Annotated in this window: 10 protein-coding genes; 5 read left to right on the plus strand and 5 right to left on the minus strand. The window is 71.0% G+C overall.

What is annotated here, in order from left to right:
• Nucleotides 1-70 precede the first annotated feature (70 nt).
• Together BR85_RS11275 and BR85_RS11280 are read left to right on the plus strand one after the other, a co-directional pair.
• Nucleotides 71-2,584, plus strand: coding sequence for a circularly permuted type 2 ATP-grasp protein (locus BR85_RS11275; RefSeq protein ID WP_028496627.1), 2,514 nt, complete (start codon nucleotides 71-73; stop codon nucleotides 2,582-2,584).
• Nucleotides 2,581-3,462 carry a transglutaminase family protein gene (locus BR85_RS11280; RefSeq protein ID WP_028496628.1) on the plus strand — a complete coding sequence of 294 codons (882 nt, stop codon included), beginning with the start codon at nucleotides 2,581-2,583 and terminating at the stop codon, nucleotides 3,460-3,462. Before BR85_RS11275 ends, BR85_RS11280 begins: the two co-directional genes overlap by 4 nt.
• A gap of 64 nt (nucleotides 3,463-3,526) precedes the next feature.
• On the opposite strand, the gene BR85_RS11285 is transcribed toward BR85_RS11280, so the two are convergent.
• Nucleotides 3,527-6,049, minus strand: coding sequence for an ATP-dependent Clp protease ATP-binding subunit (locus BR85_RS11285; protein ID WP_028496629.1), 2,523 nt, complete (start codon nucleotides 6,047-6,049; stop codon nucleotides 3,527-3,529).
• 232 nt (nucleotides 6,050-6,281) lie between these two features.
• Between BR85_RS11285 and BR85_RS11290 the strand changes: the two genes are divergently transcribed.
• Both BR85_RS11290 and BR85_RS11295 read left to right on the plus strand, forming a co-directional pair.
• Nucleotides 6,282-7,040 carry a hypothetical protein gene (locus tag BR85_RS11290; RefSeq protein ID WP_028496630.1) on the plus strand — a complete coding sequence of 253 codons (759 nt, stop codon included), beginning with the start codon at nucleotides 6,282-6,284 and terminating at the stop codon, nucleotides 7,038-7,040.
• Entirely contained in the window at nucleotides 7,037-7,267 is a 231-nt protein-coding gene (locus BR85_RS11295; protein ID WP_028496631.1) for a helix-turn-helix domain-containing protein, read from the plus strand. Before BR85_RS11290 ends, BR85_RS11295 begins: the two co-directional genes overlap by 4 nt.
• A gap of 249 nt (nucleotides 7,268-7,516) precedes the next feature.
• Here BR85_RS11295 and BR85_RS11300 read toward each other — a convergent pair whose 3' ends face one another.
• The 3 genes from BR85_RS11300 to BR85_RS11310 all read right to left on the minus strand — a co-directional run bounded on the left by BR85_RS11300 (nucleotide 7,517) and on the right by BR85_RS11310 (nucleotide 10,413).
• Nucleotides 7,517-8,464 carry an endonuclease domain-containing protein gene (locus BR85_RS11300; protein WP_028496632.1) on the minus strand — a complete coding sequence of 316 codons (948 nt, stop codon included), beginning with the start codon at nucleotides 8,462-8,464 and terminating at the stop codon, nucleotides 7,517-7,519.
• Between the two features lie 236 nt (nucleotides 8,465-8,700).
• Nucleotides 8,701-10,173 carry a cardiolipin synthase gene (cls, locus tag BR85_RS11305; protein ID WP_197018620.1) on the minus strand — a complete coding sequence of 491 codons (1,473 nt, stop codon included), beginning with the start codon at nucleotides 10,171-10,173 and terminating at the stop codon, nucleotides 8,701-8,703.
• A 48-nt stretch (nucleotides 10,174-10,221) separates the two neighbouring features.
• Complete coding sequence (locus BR85_RS11310; RefSeq protein ID WP_028496634.1) at nucleotides 10,222-10,413, minus strand: hypothetical protein; 192 nt, start codon at nucleotides 10,411-10,413, stop codon at nucleotides 10,222-10,224.
• Between the two features lie 161 nt (nucleotides 10,414-10,574).
• Between BR85_RS11310 and BR85_RS11315 the strand changes: the two genes are divergently transcribed.
• Complete coding sequence (locus BR85_RS11315; RefSeq protein WP_028496635.1) at nucleotides 10,575-11,705, plus strand: DUF4192 family protein; 1,131 nt, start codon at nucleotides 10,575-10,577, stop codon at nucleotides 11,703-11,705.
• 10 nt (nucleotides 11,706-11,715) lie between these two features.
• On the opposite strand, the gene lysS is transcribed toward BR85_RS11315, so the two are convergent.
• The gene (gene lysS, locus BR85_RS11320) at nucleotides 11,716-13,236 is read right to left on the minus strand and encodes a lysine--tRNA ligase (RefSeq protein WP_028496636.1); all 1,521 of its coding nucleotides are present in this window, start codon (nucleotides 13,234-13,236) and stop codon (nucleotides 11,716-11,718) included.
• Nucleotides 13,237-13,252: the final 16 nt, after the last annotated feature.

A 13,252-nucleotide genomic window follows, 5' to 3' on the forward strand; every position in this document is an offset into this window, starting at 1 on the left:
TGCCTTTCCGCGTCGCCCGCCCGAGCCACGCCGGCGAGCGGCATCCTGCGCCGCAGAGGACCCGCGCCGCGTGAGCGTCCTCCGCGACTATTCGACGGCGGTGTCCCAGCCCACACTGCCCCTCGACGCACCCGGCGGGCCGGTCCGCTACGACGAGGTGGTCGAGGCCGACGGGACCCTGCGGCCCGCGTGGAAGACGCTCGCCTCGCTCGCCCTCGCCGTCACGCCGGACGAGATGCACCGCGTCGACGGCGAGATCACCCGCTTCCTCGCCGACGACGGCGTCTCGTACACCCGCCGCGACTCCGGCTCCCAGCCGTGGCAGCTCGACCCTATGCCGCTCGTGATCGACGCGCCCGGATGGGCGCGCCTGGACGTCGGGCTCGCGCAGCGCGCCGAGCTGCTGAACGCGATGCTCCTGGACCTGTACGGCCCGCAGACCCTCCTGCGGGAGGGCATCGTGCCGGCGGCCGTCGTCGTCGGCCATTCCGGCTTCGCCCGGCCGATGGCGCGCGCGAGCGCCTTCGACACCAGCCCGCTGCTGCTGTCGGCCGCGGACCTCGGCCGCGACGGCGACGGCGAATGGCACGTCCTGGCCGACCGGGTGCAGGCGCCCTCGGGCCTCGGCTTCGCGGCGGAGAACCGTCGGGTCCTCTCGCAGGTGCTCCCCGATCTGTATCAGGAGAGCAGCCTGCACCGGATGGACCCGTACTTCTCGGCGCTCCGCGCGGCGCTGCTGTCGGCGGTCCCGCAGCACATCGAAGACCCGCGCATCGTGATCATGTCGCCGGGGACCCTGTCCGAGACGGCGTTCGATCAGGCCTTCCTCGCGAGCGCCCTCGGCTTCCCGCTCGTGCAGGGCTCCGACCTCGTCGTCCGCGACGGCTGGGTGTGGATGAAGCCCGCCCGCTGGCCGTTGACGAAGCCCACCGAGCGCATCGACGTCATCATCCGCCGAGTGGATGCCGAGTGGTGCGACCCGCTCGAGATGCGCGCCGAATCCCGCCTCGGCGTCGCGGGACTCTCCGAGGCGGTGCGCCGGGGGCGGGTGCGCCTCGTCAACGGGCTGGGCGCGGGGGTGCTGGAGAACCCGGGCCTCATGCCCTACCTCCCGGCCGCCTGCGAGCATCTGCTCGGCGAGCAGTTGCGGCTCCCGTCGACGCCGACCTGGTGGTGCGGCGACCCCGAAGCCCGCGCGAGCGTCCTGCAGCGCATCGCCGCGGAGGATCCCGCGCTCATCGTCCGCCCCATCGACGAGCCGCGCGCCGCGACGGCAGGCTTGGACCCCACCGAGCTCACCGCACGGATCGAGGCGACACCGCACCGCTTCGTGGGCCAGGACCTCCTCCCCCTCTCGCAGGCGCCGGTGTGGAGCGGGACCGGTCGGGCTGCCGCGATGCCGCTCACGCTCCGCGCGTTCACGCTGCGCTACGGCTCCGCGTACCGGCCCCTCGTCGGGGGGCTCGCGGCCTTCCGCGAGACGATCGACTCCGCCCCGATCACGAAGGACGTCTGGGTCCTGAAGAGTTCGGATGCCGACCCCGATCAGGGTCTCACCGAGATCGCCCCGCTCCCCTCCGCCCGCTCGATCCCGGCGCTCGCTCCCCGTGCGCTCGCGGACATGTTCTGGACCGGGCGGTACGCCGAGCGCGCCGAGGACCTGCTCCGGCTCCTCCTGGCGACGCAGGCCGAGCTGGATCAGCCCGGAGCGCACGCGGCGGCCGTGGACGGCGCCGCGCAGGTGCTGCTGGGCGCGCTGCACCGCCTCTCCGGCGCACGCTTCCTCGACCCGGACGCCGAGTTCCGTTCCCTCCTGCTCGACGCCGCGCGACCCGGTTCGGTCGCGCACTCCCTCGCCCGCCTCCGGGACGCGCTGGAGGGCGTCCGCGATCAGCTCTCCGGTGACACCTGGCGCGTGTTCGCGAACGTCGACCGTGCCACGCGGGCCCTCCGCAGCTCCGCGCACACGCACCGCACCTCGGAGTCCGCCGGTCGCATGCTCGCCGCCATCCTCGTGCTGTACGGGGTCACGGCGAACATGATCCGCGATACGGGCTGGCACATGATCGAGGCCGGCCGCGCGCTGGAGCGCGGCCTGCAGCTGTGCCACCTGCTGAGCGCAGGGCTCATCGAGGTGCGGACGCCGCGCGTCGAGCGCGCCTCCCTGGAGAGCCTGCTGACGACGGCGGAGAGCATCGTCACCTACCGCCGCCGCTACCGCGGGTCGCTGCGCGTCGCCGACGCCCTCGACCTCCTGCTGCTGGACCGGGACAATCCGCGGTCGCTGTCGTTCGCGCTCGCGGGGCTCCGCTCGCACCTGGCGGCGATGCCGGCATCCACCGGGTCGACGCGGGCCGAGCGGCTGCTCGATCACCTGGAGACGGAGCTCCTCGCCGTCGACGCGGCATCCCTCGGTGCCATCACCGGCGGCCGTCGCGCGGCTCTCGCCGACTTCCTCGCAGACGTCCAGGCCCAGCTCGAGCAGCTCGCCGATGCCATCGCACATCTGCACTTCGAGATGGGTCCGCCGGCGGTCTCGCTGTCGGAGCTCTCCCTCATCGAGCTGACGGAGGCGCTCCCGTGAAGCAGTACCGCGTCTGGCACCGCACCGCCTACACGTACAGCAAGCCCGTGCAGGACAGCGTCGGGCTCTTCCACCTCCTCCCCCGGTCGCTGCCCTGGCAGGAGGTCTCCTCGGCGTCGGTCACCGTCGACCCGGTTCCCGGCGACTACGAGCCGGACGTCGACTACTTCGGCAACGCGGCGACCTACTTCCACCTCACCGACCCGCATCCGCAGCTCACGATCGAGTCGACGAGCGACGTGACGGTGCACGAGCCCGTCTACGACCCGGATGCCCTCGCCCGGCCCTGGGAGGACGCGCGGCCGCTGCTGCGGCCCGACCTGCCCGGCGCGTGGGCGGCGACCGAGTACGCGCTCGAGTCGGCGCGCGTGCGCCACGCGAAGGAGGCGACGGCGTACGCGGCCGAGTCGCTCACCCCCGGGCGCCCGATCGGCGAGGCTGCGACCGATCTCATGCAGCGGATCTTCCGCGACTTCGACTACGACAAGACCGCGACGACCGTGACGAGCACCGTCGCCGACGCGTTCCGCAAACGCGCGGGGGTCTGCCAGGACTTCGCGCACGTCGCGCTCGCCTGCCTGCGCGGGCACGGCGTCGCGGCGCGCTACGTGTCCGGATATCTCGCGACACAGCCGCCGCCGGGGAAGCAGCGGGTCTTCGGGGCCGACGCGTCGCACGCGTGGGTGGCGGTCTGGCTGCCGGGCACCGATGAGTGGCTCGCGATCGACCCGACCAACAACCAGTGGGCGAACGACCGCTACGTCACCGTGGCCTGGGGCCGCGACTACGGCGACGTCTCCCCCGTGAAGGGCATCATCTTCACGAAGGCGAAGACCTCGACGCTGCGGGTCTCGGTCGACGTCGCGCCCATCGAGTAGGGACGGCCAGAAACGACGAAGGGGGTGGATGCCGCAGCATCCACCCCCTTGTCGATCAGGTGACTTACGAGCCGGTCGCCATGTCCGGCGTGGCGGCGATCTCGCCCGCCGCCCCGACGCCGATCGCGACCTTGTCGCCGCGCGGCGCTTTCTCGAACACGAACTTTCCGTCCTGCGCGTCGACCGTGACGTGGTCGCCCGCGGTCAGCTCGCCGTGCAGGATCCGCTCGCTGAGCTGGTCCTCCACCTCACGCTGCATGGCGCGGCGGAGCGGCCGCGCACCGAGTGTCGGGTCGAACCCGATCTCGATGAGCTTGTCCTTCGCGGCATCCGTCAGCTCCACCGTCATGTCGCGGTCGAGCAGTCGCTCGGCGAGACGCTTCGTGAAGAGGCCGACGATCTGACGCAGCTCCATCTTGTTCAGCTGCGGGAAGACGATGATGTCGTCGAGGCGGTTGAGGAACTCCGGCTTGAAGTGACGCTTGAGCTCCTCGTCGACCTTGCCCTTCATCCGCTCGTAGCTGGTCTGGGCGTTGCCCTCGACCTGGAAGCCGACCGGGCCACCGGCGATCGCCGACGAACCGAGGTTCGTCGTCATGATGATCACGGTGTTCTTGAAGTCGACGACGCGGCCCTGACCGTCGGTCAGGCGACCCTCTTCGAGGATCTGCAGCAGCGAGTTGAAGATGTCCGGGTGGGCCTTCTCGATCTCGTCGAAGAGGACCACGGAGAACGGCTTGCGGCGCACCTTCTCGGTGAGCTGGCCGCCCTCTTCGAACCCGACGAATCCGGGAGGGGCACCGAACAGACGCGACACGGTGTGCTTCTCGCCGAACTCCGACATGTCGAGGGAGATCAGCGCGCCCTCGTCGTCGAAGAGGAACTCGGCGAGCGCCTTGGCGAGCTCGGTCTTTCCGACGCCCGTGGGGCCGGCGAAGATGAACGAGCCCGAGGGGCGCTTCGGGTCCTTGAGGCCGGCACGCTGGCGGCGGATCGTGCGCGAGAGCGCCGCGATCGCCTCTTCTTGGCCGATGACGCGCTGGTGCAGCGCCTTCTCCATGAAGACGAGACGGCTGGTCTCCTCCTCGGTGAGCTTGAACACCGGGATGCCGGTGGCCTGGGCGAGCACCTCGGCGATCAGGCCCTCGTCGACGACCGCGTGAGAGGCGACGTCGCCGGAGCGCCACTGCTTCTCCAGGCGGAGACGCTCGGCGAGCAGCGACTTCTCCTCGTCGCGCAGCGACGCAGCCTTCTCGAAGTCCTGCTCCTCGCTCGCGCGCTCCTTGTCCTCACGGACCTTCGCGATCTTCTCGTCGAACTCGCGCAGCTCCGGCGGGGACGACAGGATCGACAGACGCAGGCGGGCGCCGGCCTCGTCGATCAGGTCGATGGCCTTGTCGGGCAGGAAGCGGTCGGAGACGTACCGGTCGGACAGGTTCGCCGCCGCGACGATCGCGCCGTCGGTGATCTGCACCTTGTGGTGCGCCTCGTACCGGTCGCGCAGGCCCTTGAGGATGTTGATCGCGTGGGGGAGGCTCGGCTCGGCCACCTGGATCGGCTGGAAGCGGCGCTCCAGCGCAGCATCCTTCTCGAAGTGCTTCCGGTACTCGTCGAGCGTGGTCGCGCCGATCGTCTGCAGCTCGCCGCGTGCGAGCAGCGGCTTCAGGATCGAGGCGGCGTCGATCGCGCCCTCGGCGGCACCGGCACCCACGAGGGTGTGGATCTCGTCGATGAAGACGATGATGTCGCCGCGCGTGCGGATCTCCTTGGTGACCTTCTTCAGGCGCTCCTCGAAGTCACCGCGGTAGCGGGACCCGGCGATGAGCGAGCCGAGGTCGAGCGAGTAGACCTGCTTGTCCTTCAGGGTCTCGGGCACCTCGTTCTTGACGATCGCCTGCGCGAGGCCCTCGACGACGGCGGTCTTGCCGACGCCGGGCTCGCCGATGAGGACGGGGTTGTTCTTGGAGCGACGCGAGAGGATCTGCATGACCCGCTCGATCTCCTTCTCGCGCCCGATCACGGGGTCGAGCTTGTTGTCGCGCGCGGCCTGCGTGAGGTTGCGGCCGAACTGGTCGAGCACCGCCGAGCCGCCCTGGGCAGGCTGGTTCTGCTCGCCGGCGCCGGTCGCGACGCCCGCGGGCTCCTTGCCCTGGTAGCCGCTGAGCAGCTGGATGACCTGCTGGCGCACCTTGTTCAGGTCGGCGCCGAGCTTGACGAGCACCTGCGCGGCGACGCCCTCGCCCTCGCGGATCAGGCCGAGCAGGATGTGCTCGGTGCCGATGTAGTTGTGGCCCAGCTGCAGCGCTTCGCGCAGCGACAGCTCGAGCACCTTCTTCGCCCGCGGCGTGAAGGGGATGTGGCCGGTCGGCTGCTGCTGGCCCTGGCCGATGATGTCCTGGACCTGCTCGCGGACGGCGTCCAGCGAGATGCCCAGCGACTCCAGCGCCTTGGCGGCGACGCCCTCGCCCTCGTGAATGAGACCGAGCAGGATGTGCTCCGTGCCGATGTAGTTGTGGTTGAGCATCTTCGCCTCTTCTTGGGCGAGGACGACCACACGACGGGCACGATCCGTGAATCTCTCGAACATCGTCGACTCCTCCGCGCACCGAGTGTTCCGGTGCTTACGAAAGACGATAACCACCACCGGATGCCGGCATGCCCGTGTTCGCCGTCGGCGCACCGTCCCTGAACGTCAGGTGGGAGGGGCCGCGGATGGCGGGGATGCGCGTGCCCGTCCCGAGACGCGGGCCCTTGACACGGCATCCGATACGTCCATATCGTTTCTCGATAACAACGATTACCGATATGGATGGTGTGGCATGGGCTCTGCGTGGATCTACCTCGTCGCCGTGCCGGTGGTGCTCGTCGTCGCCGGCGTCGTCTTCGTCTTCGCCCGGGCGGCGCTGCGGGCGCGCCGGGCGGACGAGGTCTCCCCCGTGATCACCGTCACCCTTGTCGTCGCGGCGCTCTGGGCCGGGTTCTCCGTCGTCGCGGCGATCGTTACCCTGGCGCTCACGCTCGGGAGCCCAGAGGTCGCCATCGCCTTCCCCGTCCGCGAGTTCTGGCCGCAGCTGCCCGACGGGACGACGATCGACGGCCCGACGGCCACACTCGTCTCGGGGGGCTTCACGAGCGTAGGCGGCATGGTCGCGGACCTGAGCCTGGGCGTCCGCGTCTGCTGGGGCATCGGCCAGGCACTGTCGTGGCTCGTGCCGGGCGCGATCGCGGGGCTCCTGGCGGTGGCCTGCTTCCAGCTGCTCGCCGGACGGGCCTTCGCGCCGGTCGTCGCGCGGATGGCAATGGTCACCGCGGTCGTCGTCATGGTCGGAGGCGTCGCGGCGCAGGTGCTCGGCGACATCGCCGGGAGCATGGCCGCGGCCGAGGTCCTGCAGTGGAGCGGTGCCGGCTACGAAGAGGTCGCCGGTATCGAGGACGTCCTGGATGCCTGGTGGCCGAAGCCCGCCGTCGGGATCACGTTCCCGTTCTGGCCGATCGCCGCCGGACTCGGCTTCGCCGCTCTCGCGACGATCCTCCGGCACGGCGCCCGGCTCGAGCGCGACACGGCGGGGCTCGTGTGAGTCCCGCCGACGACGACGAGCTCACCGGCATCCACTGCCGTCTCGACGAGCTGCTCGCCGAGCGGGGCATGACCCTGACGCGCCTGTCCGACCTCGTCGGCGTCTCGGTCGTGAACCTCTCGGTGCTCAAGAACGACCGCGCCCGCGCGATCCGGTACTCGACCCTGTCGGCGATCTGCCGCGCGCTCGACTGCGAGGTCGGCGAGCTGCTGGTCCGCGCGGACTGAGCGGCGCCAGGCGCGGGGGAGTTCACCCGCGCCGAAGTGCGGGTGCCGCGCGCTCACACCCACCACATGGCGCGGCCGAAGCAGGGGCCTCCGGTTCATCCGCGCCGAAGTGCGGATGGCGCGGGCCATGACCCACCATTCGGCGCGGGTGAAGCAGGGCCCCGGTTCATCCGCGCCGAAGTGCGGGTGGCGCGCGCCATGACCCACCATTCGGCGCGGGTGAAGTTCGTGCCTGCGACGAAGAGGATGTCAGCGCCGGGCCTCGCCCAGCGCGCGCCGCACGCGGGCAACGAACTGCGACGGCTGCACGAAGATGTCCTCGCGGGTGACGCGGATGACGCGCCAGCCCGCCTCGGCAAGGCGCTCGACGCGCTGGATGTCGACCGCCCACTGCCGGGGATCCGTCCGATGATGATCGCCTTCGTACTCCATCGCGACCTTGTGCCGCGGATAGGCGAGATCAACCTGCGCGAGCCAGGCGCCTGCGTCGAACACGTCGAGGTTCGCGTGCGGCTCGGGCAGCCCGGCATCCACGATGACCAGTCGCATCCACGTCTCCGGGCGCGAGCGCGACCGCGTGATCGCCCGGGGCAGCGCTTCGCGGAGGAGCGCGGCGCCCCGGCGCCGCCCCGCCGTCAGCGCCGCCTCCAGCTGCGGCCTCGTGGCGAGCGCCGGCGGGTCGTCGGAGTGCATCGGCAGCCGCAGTGCGGCATCGGCCGCCGCCACGACGTCTTCGACGCGTGACAACAGGCCGCCGAGCATCGCCCACGTGGATGCCGGCGTCGTCACCGGCAAGCCGAGTGCCGGATGGATGACGGTATGCGCCAGGCAGGGCTTCACGGCATGGCCGATCACCCCGCGCCCGGCGGGCGCGCGATGCGGCGCGAACACACCGACGTCGAGGGGCCGCCCCACGACCACGCTCAGCGGCAGGGGGATCGACCAGGCCGCAGCCGCAGCCACGTGCGTGAAGAACTGCGCGGCCGGCATCCGCTCGGCGTACTGTCGCATCCGGTCGAGCAGGAGGAGCTCCGCCGACCGCTCCGGCTCGATCTCGCGCGGACTGCGCGTCCGGACGCCATGGTAGGGCCGGAGCAGGTCGCGGGATCGCAGTCGCGACGGGCTGACGCCGGCGGCGAGCGCCGCGGCCCTGGAGAACGATTCGCCGAGATCGACGGGAAGGGGACTGCGCAGCATCCTTCAACGGTGCCGCCGGGATGCCGTTCTCTCCGGCTCTCCACAGCCCCGACACCCGAGGCCTGGCGACTCCCCAGCTGTGCAGAGGGCGACGGCCTGAGTTCACCCGCGCCGAACACTCGGCGCGGATTTCAACCGCGCCGAAGCGCGGGTCGCGGCACCGCACACCCGCACTGTGGCGCGGTCGAACCGGGGCGCACCGCCCGAGGCGCAGTGTCAGCCGACCGGCATCCGTCTCACTGCAGTGCGGACGTCAGACGCGCGAGGTTGTCCAGGACCCGGGAGCGCAGGGGCTGCTGCAGCCATTCGTCCAGCGTGAGCTCGCGGCTGAGCGCGCGGTACTGGTCCTCCACGGCCCGCAGCTGCGACACGAACTCCGCCCCACGGGAGAGCATCGTGACCTCGAGGTTGAGACCGAAGGAGCGCATGTCCATGTTGCTCGACCCGATGACGGCGACCTCGTCGTCGATCGACATCGACTTCGAATGCAGGATGTACGGCCGCTTGTACATCCAGATGCGCACACCCGAGCGGAGCAGCGCCTCGTAATAGCTGCGCTGCGCGTGGTAGACCATCGCCTGGTCGCCCTCTTCGGAGACGAACAGCTCGACCGCGACCCCGCGCTGACAGGCGGTCTGGATGGCCAGCAGCAGGCCCTCGTCGGGGACGAAGTAGGGACTCACCATGATGATCTTCTCGCGTGCGGCGAACAGCAGCGTCATGAAGAGCTTCAGGTTGTTCTGGAATTCGAACCCCGGCCCGGAGGGGATGACCTGGCAGTCGAGCTCACCCGTTCCCGCCTCGACGGAGAACAGGTCGATCTCGTCGGTCAGGGTCTCGTCGGTCTCGCTGTACCAGTCCGACAGGAAGACGGCGTTGACGGATGCCACGACGGGGCCGTCGAGTCGCGCCATCATGTCGACCCAGTGCAGGCCGCGCCGCAGGTTCTTCCGCAGGTTGTAGGTCGAGTCGGTGACGTTCTGCGAGCCCATGAACGCCACCCGGCCGTCGACGACGAGGAGCTTGCGGTGGTTGCGCAGGTCGGGGCGTTGGTAGCGCCCCTTGAACGGCTGCACCGGCAGCATGACCCGCCAGTCGGCGCCCATCGCGTCGAGGCGGCGGCGCGTCTCCTTGTACTTCGGCTTGCCGCGGTTGGCCCAGTGGTCGAGCAGCACCCGCACGGCGACGCCCCGCGCGGCGACCTCCTCGAGCGCACGGAAGAAGTTGTCGGTCGCGGCGTCGGCCTGCAGGATGTAGAACTCGACGTGGACATAGCGCCGGGCCTGCCGGATGGCGTCGGCCATCTCGTCGAGGCTCGTCTGGTAGTCGGAGATCAGCCGCGCCCCGTTGTCACCGGCGAGCGGGAGGGCGCCGAGGTTGCGGTTGAGGCGCACGAGCGCCCGGAACCATTCCGGCGCATTGGGCCGCAGCGTCCCCATATCGAGGCCGCTGCTGGTCTCCCGGATGTAGTCGTTGATCTGCTGCTGCTTCTTGCGGCGCTTCCGCGGCAGCCGCGGGTTGCCGATGAGCAGGAACAGCAGGATGCCGATGATCGGGATGAAGTAGATCGCGAGCAGCCACGCCATCGCGGCCGTGGGACGCCGGTTCCGCGGGATGATGATGACGGCGAGGATGCGGACGGTGATGTCGAACGCGAGGACGACGAACACCCACCACGTCCAGGTCCAGTCCACGGTGATGCTCAGCACGCCCGATCCCCCGCCTCTCGCCTGCGCTCAGCGTAGCGAGGAGGGCGGTCAGTGAGCGGCGGCGTCACCGGCAGCGGGCGCGAGGCCCCGCTTGGCGCGCTCTTCGGCCTCGATCTGCGCGTACACGCGGCGTTCGGTGCGGTCCATCCGCAGGATCGAGCGGAGCAGGAAGACGAACAGGCCCAGCACGACCATGGTCGGCAGCAGCGACCAGACGACCGCGGCCCAGTACTCATCCATACCTCCATCGTACGCGGCCCTCCCCGGAGCGGATGCCGTGAGCCGGCACGGGCTGTTGCCCGGTGCGCAGCGCCTCCTCCCCACCCCGCGGGGCTGACGCGGTTCTCCCCGATGCCGCCCACGCCGGTCCATGCGCTCCCTGCGGCCGCCACCCTCGGGGAATGCCCACCACCGTCAAGGCCGCCGACGCGGCACAGTTCCTCTCCCTCGTCCCGCGCCTGCTGGGCTACACGCCCGCGCGCAGCCTCGTGGTCGTGCCGATGGCGGGCCACCGCAGCGTCGGCGCCATGCGCGTCGACCTCCCGCCCGGCGACGACCTCGACACCGTCGAGCGACTCGCCTCGAGCATCGTCGGCATGGTGTGCCGCATCGGCGGGGCCGAGGCGTTCGTCGCCGTCGCCTACACCGACGAGTCCGCGGCGGTGGGACTCCCGCACGCCCGGCTCATCGACGCGCTGGGCCGCCGGGCCGAGGCCGGCGGCCTCGCGTTCGTCGACGCGCTCGTCGTCGCCGCCGACGGCTGGGGCTCGCATTTCGATTCGGATCATCCCCCGGGCGGGCGCCCTCTCGCAGCCCTGGAGACCACGCCGCCCCTCGATCTGCCCGCCGCCGTCGGCGACCAGGCCACCGGCGCCACCCTCCCCCCGCATCGCGCCGCCGAGCGACGCGTCGTCGGCGCGGCGGTGCAGTCGCTGCGGACCTCGCTGGAGGTGCTGTGCGGCATCCCGTCCGACTCCGCCCGCGTCGCCCGGGTCGATCCGGCGGCGTTGGAGGCGGCGTGCGAACTGGACGATCTGCCGCGCCTGTTCGAGCGCGCGCTGCGGTGGGATGCCGCAGCGCTGCCCCCCATGCGCGCGGCCCTGCTCGCCTGGTGCCTCGCCCGGCCCGCGCTCCGCGACATCGCGCTGGTGCAGTGGGCGACAGACGTCGTCGGCGGGGAGGACGCCCTCGAGGCCCAGCGGCGGTGGGAGGACGGCGCCGACTATCCCGCCGACCTGGCGTCGGTCATGTGGGGCGAGGGGCCGCGGCCCGATCCCGACCGCCTGGAGACTGCCGTCGAGCTGGCCAGGCACATCGCCGCGCTCGCCCCGAAACGGCTGCGGGCGGGCGCCTTGGCGACGTGCGCCTGGCTGTCGTGGGCGCTCGGACGGTCGACGCACGCCGAGCGATACGCCCTGCTGGCGATGGAGATCGAACCCGACCACGGACTGTCGGACATCGTCCAGTCGTTCGTGACCGCCGGGCACCTGCCGGACTGGGCGTTCCGCCGCCCCGCGGGCGGCGCCGCGTGAATGCCGGGGACTACTTGACCAGCGGGAAGAGGATCGTCTCGCGGATGCCGAGACCCGTGATGGCCATCATGAGCCGGTCGATGCCCATGCCCATACCGCCCGTGGGGGGCATGCCGTGCTCGAGGGCCCGGAGGAACTCCTCGTCTACCCGCATCGCCTCGTCGTCGCCGCGGGCGGCGAGCTTCGCCTGCTCGACGAAGCGCTCGCGCTGGATGACGGGGTCGACGAGCTCGGAGTACCCGGTCGCGAGCTCGAAGCCGCGCACGTACAGGTCCCACTTCTCCACGACGCCCGGGATCGTGCGGTGCTCGCGGACGAGCGGGCTGGTGTCCAGCGGAAAGTCCATGACGAACGTGGGGCGCTCGAGGTCGCCCTTCACGAAGTGCTCCCAGAGCTCCTCGACGAGCTTGCCGTGCGTCGCGATCTTCTCCGGCACCTCGACGCCGACCTCGGCGGCGAATGCCTGCAGCTCGTCGAACGTGGTCTCCGGGGTGATGGCCCGGCCGGCTGCGGCGGAGAGGGAGTCGTACATCGAGATGCGGTCCCACTCGCCGCCCAGGTCGTAGACGGTCCCGTCGGCCCAGGTGACCTCGGTCGTGCCGGCGATCGCGACCGCCGCGTTCTGGATGAGCTCCTGCGTGAGATCGGCGATGCCGTTGTAGTCGGAGTACGCCTGGTAGGCCTCGAGCATCGCGAACTCCGGGCTGTGCGTCGAGTCGGCGCCCTCGTTACGGAAGTTCCGGTTGATCTCGAAGACCCGGTCGATGCCGCCGACGACGGCGCGCTTGAGGAACAGCTCCGGCGCGATGCGCAGGAAGAGGTCGGCGTCGAACGCGTTGGCGTGGGTGACGAACGGGCGTGCCGCCGCACCGCCGTGCTGCACCTGCAGCATGGGTGTCTCGACCTCGACGAAGTCGTGGGTCGCGAACGTCGCGCGCAGGCTCGCGTTGGCCTTCGCGCGGGCGAGCACGGTCGCGCGGGCCTCGTCGCGGACGATCAGGTCGAGGAAGCGGGAGCGCACACGGCTCTCCTCGCTGAGCTCCGTGTACAGGTTCGGCAACGGCAGGAGCGCCTTGGCCGCGATCGTCCAGTCCGACACCATGATCGACAGCTCGCCGCGGCGGCTGGAGATGACCTGGCCCGTGACGGAGACGTGGTCCCCGAGGTCGACGAGGTCCTTCCAGGCCTGCAGCGACTCCTCGCCCACTTCGGCGAGGGACACCATCGCCTGGATGCGGCTGCCGTCACCGGCCTGCAGCGACGCGAAGCACAGCTTGCCCGTGTTGCGGCTGAAGACGATGCGTCCGGCGACGGATGCCGTCACACCGGTCTCGGCCCCCGCCTCGAGGTCGGCGAAGCGCTCGCGCAGGGCGGCGATCGTGTCGGTGACCGGCACCGCGACCGGGTAGGCGCCGCCGGCGGCGTCGGTGCGCTCCGCGAGGAGACGCTCGCGCTTGGCGAGGCGCACCGCCTTCTGCTCGAAGACGTCCTCTTCGGGCTCGGCGGTCACGGGCGCAGACGCGTCGGTCATGTTCAGGGCTCCTCGG

Origin of the sequence: Microbacterium sp. UNCCL10 (assembly GCF_000746195.1) — a bacterium.
GTDB lineage: Bacteria > Actinomycetota > Actinomycetes > Actinomycetales > Microbacteriaceae > Microbacterium > Microbacterium saccharophilum.